A 17,012-nucleotide genomic window follows, 5' to 3' on the forward strand; every position below is an offset into this window, starting at 1 on the left:
TAAAGGTAAAATTATCGTAGAAGTGTGAATATAAAAGGGGGCAAGGCAATGAAAAAACTTAAAAGGTTTTTAGCAGTAACCCTCAGTATAATGATGCTGTTAGTTTATATGCCAGCATCAAATGTTAAAGCTGAGGAAAAAACAACTCCTTCAAAAATTATAGAAAACACATCGAGTAGTGAAAATAAAGATAAAGGTAAAGAAGAAAATAAAAATAAAGATAAGAAGCAAAATGAAAATAAAGATAAGAAAGAGAATGAAAGCGAAGATAAAGGTAAAGAAGAAAATAAAGATAAAGATAAGAAGCAAAATGAAAACAAAGATAAAGAAGAGAAAGAAAGCAAAGATAAAGAGAAGAAACAAGATGAAAATAAAGAAGAAAAGGAAAATAAAAATGAAGTAGAAAATAAAGATGAGAGCAAAAATAGTAATGATAAGAAAGAACAATTAGGACAGGAAGAAAAAGAAAGTGTTTTGAAGATTGAAAGTGTAACTGCTTATGATAAAGAAGATAAAGCTTTTGAGTTAAAAGACGGAGCAGTTGATGTAAAAACAGAGCTTAAAAAAGTAGAAGTAAAATTTAATAAGTTGGTAGATGCAAAGAGTTTAAAAAATAGTTGGGGATCATATGCAGTAAAGTTTAGAGTGACTTCTGGAAAAGCAGATAGCGTACTAACTAATGTAAAAATTGAAGAGATTGATGGTAAAACATGTGTGTCATTACTACCTTTTTATGGACGTTCAGTAATGGAATTTACTCCAAATGCACAATATGCACTAGTTATTCCCAAAACCGCTAAAGATAAGGATGGAAATTTATTAAGTGAAGAAGATACACTTATAAAGTTTACAATAATAAAAGATGAAACTAAGAATTTAGTAACAGATTTAAAAATAGATGGTGAAAGTATAGCAGAAAAAAGTGGCTATTCTGCATTAGAAATAGGAAAGAATCCTAAGAAAATAGAAATAACATCAAAGAATAACTTTGATAGTGATGTTTCTAATATTGTTAATGCTGTAAGTATTAAAGAATGTGAAAAAATATATGATACAGGAAAAAAGATAACTATTAATAATGAAATGATTGCTGTAGAAGGTAATAAGTGTACAATCGATACATCTTCAATAAAATTTCTTGAAGATAAAATATATAAAGTAATAATATATAAATCTTTGGAAGATGCAGAGGGAAATACTCTTAACAGAAGTTATGAATATGTTTTTAAACCATGTAAGGAAGAAGAGGAAAAGCCTGATGAAGAAATTAAAATTTCTGAAAGTATTGAGAGTATAACTGCTTATGATAAAGATGAAAATAAAATATGTATGAAAGATGGATTAACTAACATTCCTTTAGAATTAAGTTATATAGAAATAAAATTTGCTAAATTAATAAAACATGAAAGTTTAAAAGGTAAATATAATTTAGAACTTATAAGGTTAGCAGTAGCTGAAGGAAAAGCAGATGTGCCATATGTAAAAACAAAAGCTGAGGATGTAGATGGTAAAACTTGTGTTAAATTAGCAAAATCATTTTCAGATATAATGGAATTTTCACCAAATGCTAAATATAAAATAGTTATACCAAAGGATATTAAATTTGCAGATGAAACTCCAATAGAGGCTGAAGATGTAGTTATTAATTTTGAAACTGTTAAAGATGAAAATATAAATTCATTGATAGATTTAAAAGTAGATGATGAAAGTATAGTAGAAAAAAGTAAATATGATGCATTACAAATAACAAGGAATCCTAGAAAAATAGAAATAATAGCAAAGAATAATTTTAGCAGCGATGTTTCTAATATTATTAAATTTATAACTATGACAGAATATAAAAATTCTTATGACTGGGAAGGTAAAGAAATACCTATTTCCGAGGAAATGGTTACTATAGAAGGAAATAAGTGCACAATAGATACATCTTCAGTAGTTTTTAGTAGAAAAGATAAAGATGAAAAAGAAGATGACAACAATAAAATAAATAAGAAAGAAGATAAGGATAATAAAATAAATAAAAATGAAGAAAACGATGATGAAATAGATACAGAAAAAATATATTCGATAGTTATAGATAAAAATTTAGAAGATGCAGAGGGGAATATTTTTAACAGATACTATAGATATTATTTTAAACCATGTAAAGCTCCAGTAGTTATAGATGCAGGAAATGTTTTTATAACTAGCAGCGTAGAAAAAGTTAGTGTAAATAAGGAGTTTGATGTTACAGTACAAACAGACGTAAAAAAAGTAAGAACTATGAAATTTAAACTTAAATATGATATTAAAGCATTATGTGCTTTAAAAGTTGAAGTTGAGAAAAGTTTAAAAGATAAAGTTAAGGATAAAGTTAAGGATAAAGTTAAAGTAATTATAGAAAAAGATGCTGAAGGAAAAGAAACTGGAAATATATCATTTGAGTTAAATTCAGAAAAAGAAATAGATTTAGTAAGTTTATTAAAAGTTACATTTAAATCATTAAATGGTACAAAAACTAAATTGTCTTTTGGAGAAGTTAATTATACTCAAAATGATTATAAACCTAAGCGTGCATTTGGAAAAGAGTTTATAGTAAAAGGGTTAAGTTTTGATTTGAATAGTGATGAAAAAATAAATTTCTTAGATTTAATAGTGGTTACAAGGGCTATTGGTGTGACAAATAAAGATGAAAAGTCATGGGAGCAATATTCAAAAAGTGATATAAATGAAGACGGAAAAATAGATGAAAAAGATGCTGATTTAATGAAAGCTTATTTACAAGATAAATAAAAGGGAATTGCAAAACTAATCAATAAAAAAGTATGCATTTACAAATATGAATATAATATGGGGGGTGATCCCCCCTGATGTGAAAGAGGGGATACAATTGAAAAAAAGGATTATAATTTTCATAGCAGCTTTAATTTTTATAATTCCTTTGTTTAATATAAATAGCATTGAAGTAAAAGCAAAAGACGTAGACAAAACTGCTAATTATAGAGTAGTAACGGAAGAAATGCAGGACAATAAAGTAAAGGTTATGATTGATGTTGATAGATTTCAGGATGTTTATGGTGCACAGGTGTATTTAACTTATAATAAGGATGCATTGAAGTTTGATGAAGTAATGGGTGGAAATGTAATAGTTGAGGATACTAATTCAAAGCTTTTATACAATGGTTTGGATGGAGAGAATGATGTATGTTATTCTATAACGAATGTTGGAAAAACAATAAAGAGTAAAACTTCAGGAACTTTGTTTAGTGCGATTTTTACTAAAAAGTCTTCAGGGGATTTTGGTATTAAGGTTTTAGATAAAAGCATTCTTTCTGACAAGAATGGTGAAACTATAAAGATGAAGGAAGAGAAAAATATAAATATTGGTGACTTGGAAATAACTAAGATAAGTGATGATGATTGTTTTAAATTGGGTTCTGATGCTAAGGTTACGGTAAGGGTAAAGAATAATGGAAAGGCTGCTAAGAATGGAACTTTGTTGGTTGCTTTGTATGATGTAGAGAGCAAGGGTTTTGTTTGTTATAATGCTGGTTACCAGAAAATATTGCCAGGACAGAGTGTTGAGCTTACGGGAATGATGAGCATACCAAAGGCTGGAAACTATAAGTTGAAGGCAATGGTTTGGGATACGATTTATTCCATGAATCCACTTTCCAAAGTAATAGAAATTCCAGTGAAATAAGGTGATGGGGTCGCCCATGCCTGTGAAGTAAATATCTATATAGTGTTAGGAATCGTGTCACTTCAGTAACAAGTTCTAAGTCTTACTCATATTCAAAAGAAGATTTTCTGAAAAATATTCCAAAAGGAATTAGTTATCAGAAAATAACTCTTTTGAAATTCGTAAGACTAAGAACTTGTAAACTTTGTTCCAATGATATCCTATACACTATATAGATATTTACCACAGGCAGATAGTGCTTAAGCTAGTGAATGAAGAAAGGTATAAAATGGAACGAAATGGAACGACCCCTGGGGTGTAATTTTTTCCAGTTCAATAGAAATCCCAGTAGAATAAGGTAATGGCAGTACAAGCCAGAAAATAAAAAAGGGTATAAGAAAAGGGAGCCTTCACTTCCATAACGTACTCTAATACTTACTCATATTGAAAAAAGATTTTTTAATTAATATTCCACAGGAATTAGTAATTAAAAAATAACTTTTTTCAAATTCGTAAGAATATGGAAGGACCCCTGGGGTGTAAATTTTTCCAGGGGCAAGCAGTAAATATGAATCCAGCAGAATGCTGGATTTTTTTGTTTTAGAAAAGTTGGTTATAGTATATAATATTTATATAGAAGATTATAATTAAGGATATAGGTGAAAATAAAATGAAAATAAAAAAAGAAATACATAACATACACGATAAAAGTTATAAAGATTTATTTTCAAACAAAGAACTTTTAGTAAATATGATGAAAAAATAGAAGATATATTAATAGCAAATAAAGAGGAGGTTGTTACTATGACTTCTAACATTTCAAAGACAATAAAAGAGACTTTTGAAAAAACTAGAAAAGAAGGAATAGAAGAAGGAATAGAAAAAGGAATGGAAAAAGGAATGGAAAAAGGAATGGAAAAAGGAATAGAAATGATAGCAATAAATATGATAAAAAAAGGTAAAAGCATAGAAGAAATAATGGAAGTAACAGAATTAACTAATGAAAGAATAATAGAACTAAAAAGGAGAATAAATAATTCAATTATGGAATGTAAAAACAAAGAATGTGACAAATAACATTTTATTCCATAAAACGGAAGCACCCCAGGGGTGCAAAAATTTCCAGGGGTAAGCAGTGAGTAGAAATCCAGCAGAAATGCTGGATTTTTTGTTGTACATATTAATTGTTTGCATACCGTTTACAAAATTATCAAAATATTATAAAATATTGTTAAAAGATAAATATTGGAAATATATCTCAGCTGTGTTTATTTATAAAAGTTGAGTGAAGAGTTGAAGGAAATTATGATGCTTATTCTTTATTTGGGCACTTGGAATAAGTGGAGTTAGTAGTGCACCCGGCCTTCGAGATAAAGGGAGGCCAAGCTATGTTAATTGTAGAGAAAAAACCTAAAAGTATGATTTCTGAAAATTATAGAACACTTAGAACGAATATAAGGTATTCATCTTTTGATAAAAAAATGCAGACAATTCTTATAACAAGTACCGTACCATCAGAAGGAAAATCAACAACAGCATGTAATCTTGCCATGTCTATGTCTGAGATTTACGAAAAGGTATTAATCATAGATTGTGATCTTAGAAAACCTACTATCCATAAAAAGTTTAATATATCTAATACTTATGGTTTGTCTAATTACTTACAAGAGGAAGCTGATTTTGATAGTATGATAAATCATTATTCAAAGAATTTGTATGTATTGTCTTCTGGTAGAAATGTACCTAATCCGTCTGAAATGTTATCTTCGAAAAGGTTTAAGGAATTTTTGAATAGAGTTAGAAATGAGTTTGATGTTATTGTTATAGATAGTCCACCAGTTTTAAGTGTAAGTGATGCACAGGTATTAGGTAGTATGGTGGATGGGGTAATTTTTGTGATTGGTTCTTGCCAGACAGAGGCAGAGTTATGTAAGAAGGCTAAGGTTATGCTTGAGAAGGTTAATGCAAACATAATAGGAGCGGTATTAACTAAGACTAAGGTGAAATCTAAAAAGAATTATGGATATCAGTATTATTACAATTCAGCATTGGCAGGGGAAAAATAGTTAAGGCCGCTCATGCCTGTGAAGTAAATATCTATATAGTGTTAGGAATCGTGTCACTTCAGTAACAAGTTCTAAAAGGAATGCCAAAAAATAGAAGCACCCCAGGGGTCCAAAATATGGAAGGACCCCAGGGGTGTAAATTTTTCCAATTAAAATTTGAATTTGTCTACTTTTTCTTGTAATATTTTAATAATTTCATCTAAGTTTTTGATAAAATCATCTACACTTTCCATATTTGATAATGTTTCTTCTGCAGCTGCGGATACTTGTTGAGTGGATGCTGCATATTGTTGAGTTGATTCTTGTATATTAGACATTGTATTTACCATGTCATCTTTTTTTACTAAGGTATTATCATTTAAGTTACTTATGTTATCTACTTTAGATGCTAGGCTAACTATTTCTTTATATATATTATTGAATGCTTTTCGAACATTTTCCACAGCAGCGTGTTGCTCTTTAAATATTTCTTCATTATCATTTATGACGTTAACTGCATTTTGAGATTTTCTTCGAATATCAGATATTAAATTTTCTATATCTTTAACTGAATTTGCACTTTGTTCTGCAAGTTTTCTTACTTCTTCAGCTACGACAGAAAAACCTTTTCCTGCTTCTCCAGCTCTTGCGGCTTCTATAGAAGCATTTAATGATAAAAGACTGGTCTGTTCTGATATATCATTTATTACGGATATTATAGATTCTATTTTTTTAGAAGTATCATCTACTTCAATTACATTTTTATTTAGATTTTTTTCAGCATTATACATCTTATCATTTTTATCAGTTAATTCTTTAACCGTATTTAAACTATCGTCGTTCAATTGTTTTGCATTATCAAATTTTTTCTTCATGCTTTCTATTTCTTTAGATATATGTTCTATATTTTCCGCTAAATCTTCTACTATTTTGTTTCCTTTTTCAGTTTTATTTGATTGATTTAAACTCTCTTGTGATATTTCATTTATAGTAACAGCTATTTCATTTACTGCCTTTTTGGTTTCACTTCCTATTTGATTAAGCTCACCAGAACTTGTTTTTAAGGTACTTGTATTGTTTTTAATTTCATATAAAATATTTTTTATACCATCAAGCATCTTGTTAAAATTTTTACTTATTCTACCAAATTCATCTTTGCTGTGAACTTCCATTTTATTACTTAAATCTCCACTAGCACTTTTATAAAATATTAGGTCTAATCTTTCTAAATTATCCCCAATTAATTTGTTGCTTACAATCTTTGAAATGATTAAAGAAAGTATAATTGCTATTACAATACCCAGCATAGTGAAATACTGTATTCCTTTAGTGAGTTCTCGTAATTCATTATAATTAAAGTTACCAACTATTCTCCAGTTAGTATTTGTATTAGTTACAAAAGTCATATATTCTTTATCACCATTTTGTGTATATTCTAATTTACCATTTTGCTTTGTTGAGAGATTATTTAATATATCACTGTTACTTACAGGTTTACCTACGTTCTTTTTATCTGGACATATAACAAATTCTCCTTTTTCATTTGTTATATATACCTTTCCTTTTTCTCCTACTTTTATGGAATTTATTTTATTTATAAGAGATTCTAGAGTAATATCCATAGCTACTACACCGTATACTTCACCATTTTCATCTTGCAAAGTATGAGCTGCTGTTATTACTAAAATTTCTTTTTTATTTTCTTTATTTTTATCCATATAAGGTCTTGTCCAAATTGTTTTACCTTTATTATTAAGTGCACTTTTATACCAGTCAGAGGTTGTTGGATCATATTTACCGTCCACATTATGTATATATTGATTTTTACCAGAGTACATATTTTTATTTTTTGTACCTATGTATGCTGCTTTTATGTTGGGATTTTTCTCTACTGTATGTAAAAGCATTTGTTTTAATGCAGCTATAGAATTATTTATACCTTCATTATTTTTTAAACCTGTATTTTGTTCCTTTTCTACAAAATTTTTAAATAGTGTGTTACTTGAAAGGGCTTCATCTTTTCTTGATATACTTAAAAGAAATTCATCTATTGTATTATTTATTTCACCTACTAATTGAGTAATACTCTTATTAGATTGTTCTTTTAAAGTATTATAGGACTTAAAATATGATGATGTTCCTATTATAATCATTGGAATTACCATGATTAAAACCAAAACTATCCCTAGTTTAACTCTAACTGAGTTTAATTTTTCCTTTGTAAACACTTTTAAATCGCCTCCTTAAAACATTTAAAATTATACCATATTAAAGTTTTTATTACATATAAAATATTAAATGTATTTTTTTATAAAATTATTAAAATAAAACCTATTTGTTATAGTAATAACCCCAGGGGTCCAAAAAATGGAAGGACCCCTGGGGTGTAAATTTTTCCAAATGAAGTAATTTAAATTTTTGTTGAAAAAACAGATAAAATAAATATTACAAATTTAATACATAAATGAATAAAAATGATAAATGAAATGTAGAAAATTACAAAAAAATGAATAAAATTAAAATGGAAATGGTTGTATATTACAAAATACAACCATTTTTTCACTTTTATATACTTATTTACATAAAAATATAAGTTAAATAAGAAATTTAATTAAATTAAATTTAATTAAATATCCATAAGAACAAATATTTACAAAACATAATAAAAGTTGTAATATTTATATTGTTATGGTAAATTATTATATTTTTATGTTATTATGTTTAAAAGATACAAAAATACATAATTATTACATGAAATAAATTGAAAATGACTTTTACAAAATAGACATAGTTAGTTATACAGTTAAAAATTCAAAATTGAAAGTTAAAGGATATTTTGGATTTTAAAAGGGGTATCTATTTTTTACATATTATAAATAAATCAAATATGGAGGTAAGAAAATGATAAGTAAAAAAATCAAAATGATGAGTGCATTGGCTGCAGTTGGTTTTACAGTATCAATGTTGTATCCTTGCGCAAATGTATATGCAGCAAACGCTAGTTCAAACACTATTGAACCAGTAAAAAGATTATCTGGAAGTAACAGATATGCTACTTCTGTGGAAATTTCTAAAGATGGCTGGAAAGATGGAGCTGAGTACATAGTAATAGCAAGTGGACAAGACTTCCCAGATGCTTTATGTGCATCACCATTAGCTAAAAAGTACAATGCACCAATATTATTAACTAAAAAAGATTCTCTTTCTAGTGAAACTAAAGAAGAAATCAAAAGATTAAATGCAAAACATGTATTTATAGTAGGCGGAAAAGGTGCAGTTTCACAAACTGTAGAAAATGAAATTAAAAAAGCAAATTCATCTATAGCAGTTGAACGTTTAGAGGGAGCTAATAGATACGAAACTGCAGTAAAAGTTGCAAATAAAGTTGGTTCAAATAAAGTTGTTGTAGTATCTGGAAAAACATATGCTGATGCATTATCAGTTGCTTCAATAGCAGCAGAAAAAGGAATGCCAATATTACTTACAGGAAAAGATAATCTTCCAAAAGAAGTTCAAGATTTCGTAAAAGGTAAGAATGTTGGAAAAGCTTACATTATAGGACAAACTGGTGTTGTATCATCTAACATTGAAAAACAATTTAAAAATGTTGAAAGATTTGGTGGACAAGACAGATATGCAACAAATGCAGAAGTTTTAAAAGCATTTGGTAATGAAATTAATTTTCAAAAAGTATATGCAGCAGTTGGAGGACCAAAGGCAACAGATTTTGCTGATGCTTTATCAGGTTCAGCTGCAGCAGCAAAATCTTCATCACCAGTAATTTTAACATCAAAAACACTTCCAAGAAGCGTAAAAGAATTTACTGATAGATATCTTTATCCTAGTACTGAAGTAGTAGCATTAGGTGGAGAATCAGTTCTTCCAGAGGAAAGTGTAAACTCAATGCAAATCCATGCTAAAGTATACAGCAAAGATGGACAAACTGAGGGTTCAAAAGATTCTTCAAAGAAAGAAGAAATAGGTGAAAATATAGAAGTAGTAGGAAACAACATAACAGTTCAAAATGAAAGTATAGATGGAAATGTTTATGTAGAAGGAAATAAAGATACTATTAAAAATGTAAAAGTAAATGGAACATTATACGTAGATCCAGGTAAAACAGGAATTTCAAATTTACAAAATGTTGAAGCAGATTCTATTAAAATTTTATCTGGAGCAAAAGACAGTATACATTTAAAAGATGTAAAAGCAGATTTAGTTGAAGTAGCAAGTAAAGATGCAGTTAGAGTTGTTGTAGAAGGAAAATCAGAAATTAAACAAATAAAAGCAACTTCAAGTGCAATAGTAGAAGTTCAAAGTGGAACATCTCTTGAAAAAGTTGAAATAGAAAAATCTACTCAAGAAGGCAAAGTAGTAACATTAAAAGGACATATTAGAGAAGTTGTAGTAGATGGATCAATAAAACAATTAGTATTAGCTGATAATGCTGTAATTGGAAGAATAACAGCTAAAGTAAATGTAGAAGTTAAAGCTGGTTCAAATGTAGAAGTTAAAGAATTACAAGTTGCTTCAGGAGTAAAAGTAACACCAGCAGACAAAAACACTAAACTTCCAGAAGCAAAACCAATAGACAGCACAGAAGCACCAAAGACTGATACAACTGGTGGTTCTTCAAGTTCATCAAGCAGCTCTTCAAGACATCATCATGATAGTGACAATGATAATGATGATGAGGACAAAACACAAACTTCAGTAGATTTAAATGCAAATATAGAAGTAAATGAAAATCTTGCAAAAATGAATGCACAACAACTATTTGATGCAGCTAAAGATAAAGGTAATGCAAACCATGAGGCTGTAGTTGATTTATTTACAACAGCATTTAATAAGGCAAGTGGACAAAAAGAAGAAGCTAAAACAAAATTAGGAATAACAAGTTCTAATGCTAAAACTATCAAAGAACAATTATTAGCACCATTTGGAATAACTGACGTTGAAAAACCAGATATGAATCTTGCAAAAGAATTATTGGACAATTTAAGAAACGATAAGAATATTAAAACAGTTGATGATGCAGTCAATACAATGAAAAATTATGCTGAGGATAAAGAATTTTCAATACCATCTATAACAACAAAAAATGGTACTTATAAAGCATCAAAAGTAACAGTAACAGTAGGAACAGAAAGTATTTCTACTGGTACAACAAAAGATGGTGTATATAAGGAAAATGGAAATGTAAAACTAGATTACGACCAAATAAATAAATTAATGGGAAAAGTTAAAAACGTTTTAGGTAATAAGGACTTAAACAAAGTAACACTTAATGATTTAATACAAAAACTTGGAAACAAAGCTACTGTTATAACAGAATTCACTAATGATAACGGAGAAAAATTAACAGTAAAGTCTAATTTAACAGTAACAGTTAAGTAAAAATAAAAACCAATATGTAGAGGGAAAGAAACTTCTTTCCCTTTACAAAATACAAAAGAAATGTGGTTCCACAATAAATAAAAAAGGTGGGAATATGATGAAAAAGAAAAGTTTATTAGCAAGTACCGCTTTAAGTGTATCAATTTTAATGTGCAGTGGAAGTTATGCATATGCAGTAGACGGAAACAGTATAAAAACTAAAAGATTAAGTGGAAATGATAGATATAAAACCTCAATTGCAGTATCAAAAGATGGCTGGAATAATGGCTGTGATTATGTAGTTCTAGCAAGTGGAGAAAATTATCCAGATGCATTATGTGCAGTAACATTAGCAAAAAAATATGATGCACCTGTTTTGTTGTGTCCTAAAAATAACATATCAAATGACATATTAAGTGAAATAAAAAGATTAGGAGCAAAGCACATATTTATAATGGGAATGCAAGGAGCATTATCAGACAAAGTAGAAGCAGAAGTTAAAAAAGCAGATTCTAAAATTACAGTAGAACGCATTGGTGGAAAAAATAGATATGAAACAGCAGTAAAAGTTGCAGACAAGATTGATTCTAGTGAAATAGTACTAGCTTCTGGAGATAATTATGCAGATGCTTTATCAATAGCTCCAATAGCAGCAAAAAAAGGAATACCAGTATTACTTACAGGTAAAAAATCACTTCCAGTGGAAGTACAAAAGTTTATAAAAAGTAAATCAATAACTAAAACGTACATAATAGGACAAAATGGAGTAATTTCCAAGGAAATAGAAAATAACATGCCTAATTCAGAGAGACTAGGTGGAAAAGATAGATATAAGACAAACTTACAGATTATAAATAGATTTTCTAAAGACATAAACTTTAAAAAAGTATATGCAGCAGTAGGAGGACCAGGGAAAAAAGATTTTGCAGATGCATTAAGTGGTGCTGCTTTAGCTGCAAAAAATTCAAGCTCAATAATATTAACATCTAAAAATCAAAAGAAATATTCACAAGAAATAATTAAAAATAATCTATCTGAGAAACCAGAGATAATAGCTTTAGGTGGACAAAGTGTATTAACAGACTCAGTTATAGATTCTATAAAGATTAATTTAGATAAAAAAGTTAGCACAAAAGAAAATAATAAAGATGTTAATGAAAAAGATAAAGATAATACAAGTGGAGCAAACACACCAAGTACTGGTGGAGGAACAAGCAGCGGTTCTACAACTGGTGGAGGAAAAACTTCTGATGATGGACAAGATAAGGATTCAATAAAGAAGGTATTAGATTCAATAAATAATGCTTCATTTTTAAATATGAAACAGGTATTAGAAAATAATTCAAAAGCATTGGGAATAGACTTAGAAAAATATAATACATTAAATGAAGGAAGAAAAAAAGTTACAGCAAGTGATATGTGTGCTAACAGACCAGCAAGTGGATATAAAACAGCAAATGATGTAAAGGAAATGTTTGATGACTTAGTACAGACTAGAGTATTAATTCAAGATAGTTTAGATACGGTTAATAATGCAAAAAGTGTTGATGAGCTTAAAGACTTTAGTTTTGTAAAAGATGTATATGATTTTATGAGTGGTGGAGTTAATTACACTAAACTTTCAGGAAAAACATTATCAAATTATAATTCAGTAATAAAAGTACAATATGATTACTATAACGAATTAAGTAATGCAAAAAAAGAAGAATTATTAAAGAAATTAATTAAAGGAGCACCATACGTTAGTTATTCACAAATGTTGGAACAATTGATGTAGTAAAAAAGTTTAAGAAGTAATATGGAGGAGAGTAGATGCAAGAAGAATTTACTTTAGATCTTAAAGATTTCTTTGAGATATTAAGAAAAAGAATCAAATTAATTCTTTGTATAACATTGATTTCTACGCTTTTAGCAGGAATAATAAGTTTCTTTGTTATAAAACCAACTTATGAATCTAAAGTTAGTGTAGTAATAGGAAAACAAGACAAAGTTTCAAAACAGGAACAGGGATACAGTTACAATGATGTAATGATGTATCAAAAACTTGTAAAAACTTATGCAGAAATAGCAAAATCAAAGGTAGTTGCAAATAGAACAATAAAAAAATTAAATTTGCAAATAGATGAAAAAGATTTTGAGAATATTGTTAAAGTAACGCCACAGGCAGATACTCAAATACTTGATATAAAAGCAGAAAGCAAGGATCCAAAGGAAGCTAGAGACATTGCAAAAGTTCTTACAGAATCTTTTATAGAAAGATCAAAAGAATTACTGTCAAATGGAGAAGTTCAAATTTTAGATAAAGCAGAAATACCAGAAAAAGCTATAAAACCTAAGAAAAAGTTAAATATAGCAATAGCATTTTTACTTGGTTTAATGGTTTCTGTAGGTGCAGCTTTTGTTCTTGAATATATGGATAACACAATAAAGACAGAAAATGATGTAGAAAAGTATTTAGATATCCCTGTTATCGGATTAATACCGGAACACCACGTGGATTAAAAGGGAGGAAAATAAAGTGTTGATTTTACAAAAGGATCCTAAGTCTGTTGCTTCAGAAGCATTTAGAACTCTTAGGACTAACATTCAATATTCATCCTTTGATGAAAAGATAAGAACTATACTTATAACTAGTTCAGGACCAGGGGAAGGAAAATCCACAACTTCTTGTAATTTAGCTTTAACTACAGCAGAAACAGGAAAAAAAGTTTTGATAATAGATTGTGATTTAAGAAAACCTACTATACATAAAAAATTTAATATGTCTAATGAATTGGGAATTTCAAATTACTTATTAGGTGAGATTACTTTTGAAGAAGCAGCAAAACAGTATAGTGAAAATTTATATGTATTAACATGTGGAACTATACCTCCTAATCCATCAGAAATGCTTTCATCTAATAAGTTAAAAGAGTTTTTAAATGAAGCAAAGGAAAAATTTGATGTAGTTATAATAGATAGTCCACCAGTTCTTGCAGTTACAGATGCACAAATATTATCAACTTTAGTTCAAGGAGTTCTTTTGGTAGTAGCATCTAACAGAACAGAAAAAGATATGTGCGTAAGAGCTAAGGAACTTTTAATGAAGGTAAATGCAAAGATTTTGGGAGTAGTACTTACTAGAATGTCTATGAAAAAAGGTAAAGGTTATGGTTATGGATATTATTATTACTATGAAAGTGATGAAAATGGAGAAAAGACAAAGAAGAAGAAAATAAAAAAAGAAGGAGTACATTCTACAAATGATAGATATTCATTGTCACATAGTTCCTAGTATAGATGATGGAGCAAAAGATTTAGAAACAAGTGTGGAAATGTTAAAGATTGCAAAGGAGGATGGCATAAGGAAAATTATTGCCACTCCCCATTTCTACATGGAAGGTTCTTTTGAAAATAAATATGAAGATGTATCAAAAAAAGTTGAAGAGCTTAATATTGAAGCTAAAAAAAGAAATATAGACATAGAAATATTACCTGGCCAGGAAGTATTTTTAGATAAACACACATTAGAATATTACAAAAGAGGTATTATACAACCTCTACATAAGACAAAGTACATGCTTTTGGAATTTCATGGGGGTGAATTTCCAAAGCATGCACTTGACACAATATATGAATTAAAAATTTTGGGTATTAAAACTATTATAGCACATCCCGAAAGGTATCCTTATTTTTTTAACGATAATTTAACATTATTAAATAATTTTATATCTGAGGGGTGCTTATTCCAAGTAACAGCAGGAAGCATATTAGGTATTTATGGAAAAGAATGCAAAAAATCCGCGAAAAAACTCATAGAAAATAATGTTTGTGATTTTATTGCATCTGATGCACATGGAACAGGAAGAAGAAAGCCAGTACTCAGTGAGTGTTGCAAATTACTAAAGAATAACAATGAACAGCTTTACAAAAGAGTTACTGCAAATGCTTCAAGACTTGTTGGGGGACAAGATATTGAGGTAGTGCATAGAAAGATAGAAGTTAAGAAAGGATTTTTTAGTAGGGTGTTTGGGAGAAGAAAGTAGTTGAAAGGGGGTGAGAAAAATGAAAGATTTAGGAAAATGGAAAAGGCCAATATTAATATTAATAGATGCAGTCCTCATTAATTTATCGTATATATTAGCCTTATACTTTAGATATGATTATAGAATATTTAGACATTTTTCAACTAATTATAAAAAAATCGCAATAATAGTTACTCTTATATATTTAATTAGTTTTTATTTCTTTAAATTGTATGAAAGCATTTGGAGTTATGCAAGCATAGATGAATTTATGCTTGGTATAGGAGGATGTTTAGTTGGTAGTCTAATTACTATAGCATTTTTGCGAATATCTAGTTATGGATTTGCCTATGGAGTAAGCATATTAGCTTGTGCATTTACTATATTTTTTGTAATAGGTTTTAGAGTATCTTTTAGGATATATGATAGATTCACATGTATTTTAGATAATACTACTAATAAAAAACATCTAAAGAGAGCATTGATAGTTGGAGCAGGTTCTGCAGCTTCTATGGTTATAAGAGAGATGAAAAATAATCGTAATAGTGAATATATACCTGTAGCTTTAATAGATGATGATGATTATAAATTAAAGAAGAATGTTCTAGGTGTTAAGGTAATAGGAAATAGAAGAGCTATTACCAGAATAGCAAAAGAGGAATCAATAGATACTATAATAGTTGCTATTCCATCAATTAAGGAAGAGGATCGAAAAGAGATTTTAAATATATGTAAGGAGACTGGCTGCAAAGTACAAATTATTCCAGGAATATATGAAATAATTAACGGTAAGGTTTCGTTAAATCAAATAAGAGATGTGAATATTGAAGATTTACTAGGAAGAAAGCCTATTAAATTAGATATGAAAGGTATTTCAAAATATATAAAGAATAAATGCGTACTTGTAACAGGAGGCGGTGGTTCCATAGGTTCGGAACTATGTCGTCAGATTGCTAAGTTTAATCCAAGAACACTTATTATAGTAGATATTTACGAAAACAATGCTTATGACATACAAAATGAGCTTAAATATAAGTACCCAAATTTAGACTTAAAGGTTTTGATTGCATCAGTAAGAGATAAGAAAAGGTTAAAGAGTATATTTAATAAATATTTACCACAAATAATATTCCATGCAGCGGCTCATAAGCATGTACCACTAATGGAATATAGCCCAATGGAAGCTATAAAAAATAATGTGTTTGGAACTTACAATGTAGCTGAATGTGCAGACGAGTTTAATGTAGAAAGATTTGTACTTATATCTACTGATAAGGCAGTAAATCCAACAAATATAATGGGTGCTACAAAAAGAATGTGTGAAATGATTATACAATCTATGGACAAGATAAGTAAAACCCAATTTGTAGCTGTAAGATTTGGAAATGTATTAGGTAGTAATGGTTCAGTAATACCACTATTCAAAAAACAAATGGCTCATGGAGGTCCAGTTACAGTAACTCATAAGAATATAACTAGATTTTTTATGACTATACCAGAAGCATCACAATTAGTTCTTCAAGCAGGAGCCTTTGCAAAAGGTGGAGAAATATTTGTGCTTGATATGGGACAACCTGTTAAAATATATGATTTAGCTTGTGACTTAATAAGACTTTCAGGTTTTGAACCTAATAAGGATATGAAGATTAAAATTACTGGACTTAGACCTGGTGAAAAATTATATGAAGAGCTTTTAATGAATGAAGAGGGACTGACTAATACAGAACATGAAAAAATCTTTATCGGAAAGCCAACCTTTAGTGATATTAATGAGCTAAGGGAAAAAATGATGCAGTTGAAAGATGTTATAGATGAAGATGATATTGAAAAATTAATTTTAAAGGTAGAAGAAGTTGTGCCAACTTATCATAGAAATGAAGAGGATGAGGTGGCAGTTACAAATTAAATATGTTTAAAATGAGGGGA

General features: G+C 28.8%; 11 protein-coding genes and 1 riboswitch. Of the genes, 10 read left to right on the forward strand and 1 reads right to left on the reverse strand.

The window, feature by feature from the left end; all coding sequences use genetic code 11:
• The first annotated feature begins 48 nt into the window (after positions 1–48).
• The 4 genes from ACFIJ5_RS03560 to ACFIJ5_RS03575 all read left to right on the forward strand — a co-directional run bounded on the left by ACFIJ5_RS03560 (position 49) and on the right by ACFIJ5_RS03575 (position 5,727).
• A complete protein-coding gene (locus tag ACFIJ5_RS03560; protein WP_379803876.1) occupies positions 49–2,772 on the forward strand; it encodes a dockerin type I domain-containing protein in 2,724 nt (907 codons plus the stop codon).
• Positions 2,773–2,869: 97 nt separating this feature from the next.
• Positions 2,870–3,682: a cohesin domain-containing protein gene (locus ACFIJ5_RS03565; RefSeq protein WP_379803878.1), complete on the forward strand. Its 813-nt coding sequence runs from the start codon at positions 2,870–2,872 to the stop codon at positions 3,680–3,682.
• Positions 3,683–4,465: 783 nt separating this feature from the next.
• Positions 4,466–4,738, forward strand: a complete 273-nt coding sequence (locus ACFIJ5_RS03570; RefSeq protein WP_379803880.1) for an RpnC/YadD family protein — start codon at positions 4,466–4,468, stop codon at positions 4,736–4,738.
• A gap of 212 nt (positions 4,739–4,950) precedes the next feature.
• A riboswitch (cyclic di-GMP riboswitch) is annotated at positions 4,951–5,034 on the forward strand.
• Between the two features lie 15 nt (positions 5,035–5,049).
• Positions 5,050–5,727 (forward strand): CpsD/CapB family tyrosine-protein kinase, encoded by a 678-nt coding sequence (locus ACFIJ5_RS03575; RefSeq protein WP_379803882.1) that lies wholly within the window; start codon positions 5,050–5,052, stop codon positions 5,725–5,727.
• Positions 5,728–5,876: 149 nt separating this feature from the next.
• On the opposite strand, the gene ACFIJ5_RS03580 is transcribed toward ACFIJ5_RS03575, so the two are convergent.
• Positions 5,877–7,934 carry a methyl-accepting chemotaxis protein gene (locus ACFIJ5_RS03580; protein ID WP_379803884.1) on the reverse strand — a complete coding sequence of 686 codons (2,058 nt, stop codon included), beginning with the start codon at positions 7,932–7,934 and terminating at the stop codon, positions 5,877–5,879.
• Positions 7,935–8,607: 673 nt separating this feature from the next.
• Between ACFIJ5_RS03580 and ACFIJ5_RS03585 the strand changes: the two genes are divergently transcribed.
• From ACFIJ5_RS03585 to ACFIJ5_RS03610, 6 genes are all read left to right on the forward strand, one after another.
• Complete coding sequence (locus ACFIJ5_RS03585) at positions 8,608–11,103, forward strand: cell wall-binding repeat-containing protein (RefSeq protein WP_379803886.1); 2,496 nt, start codon at positions 8,608–8,610, stop codon at positions 11,101–11,103.
• Between the two features lie 97 nt (positions 11,104–11,200).
• Complete coding sequence (locus tag ACFIJ5_RS03590) at positions 11,201–12,859, forward strand: cell wall-binding repeat-containing protein (protein ID WP_379803888.1); 1,659 nt, start codon at positions 11,201–11,203, stop codon at positions 12,857–12,859.
• A gap of 35 nt (positions 12,860–12,894) precedes the next feature.
• Positions 12,895–13,584 (forward strand): YveK family protein, encoded by a 690-nt coding sequence (locus tag ACFIJ5_RS03595; protein WP_379803890.1) that lies wholly within the window; start codon positions 12,895–12,897, stop codon positions 13,582–13,584.
• Positions 13,585–13,600: 16 nt separating this feature from the next.
• The gene (locus tag ACFIJ5_RS03600; RefSeq protein WP_379803892.1) at positions 13,601–14,356 is read left to right on the forward strand and encodes a CpsD/CapB family tyrosine-protein kinase; all 756 of its coding nucleotides are present in this window, start codon (positions 13,601–13,603) and stop codon (positions 14,354–14,356) included.
• The gene (locus tag ACFIJ5_RS03605) at positions 14,325–15,107 is read left to right on the forward strand and encodes a tyrosine-protein phosphatase (RefSeq protein ID WP_379803894.1); all 783 of its coding nucleotides are present in this window, start codon (positions 14,325–14,327) and stop codon (positions 15,105–15,107) included. The genes ACFIJ5_RS03600 and ACFIJ5_RS03605 overlap by 32 nt, the downstream gene beginning before the upstream one ends.
• A 19-nt stretch (positions 15,108–15,126) precedes the next feature.
• Complete coding sequence (locus tag ACFIJ5_RS03610) at positions 15,127–16,992, forward strand: polysaccharide biosynthesis protein (RefSeq protein ID WP_379803896.1); 1,866 nt, start codon at positions 15,127–15,129, stop codon at positions 16,990–16,992.
• Positions 16,993–17,012: the final 20 nt, after the last annotated feature.

Source organism: Haloimpatiens myeolchijeotgali (genome assembly GCF_042688525.2).
Classification (GTDB): domain Bacteria; phylum Bacillota; class Clostridia; order Clostridiales; family Clostridiaceae; genus Haloimpatiens.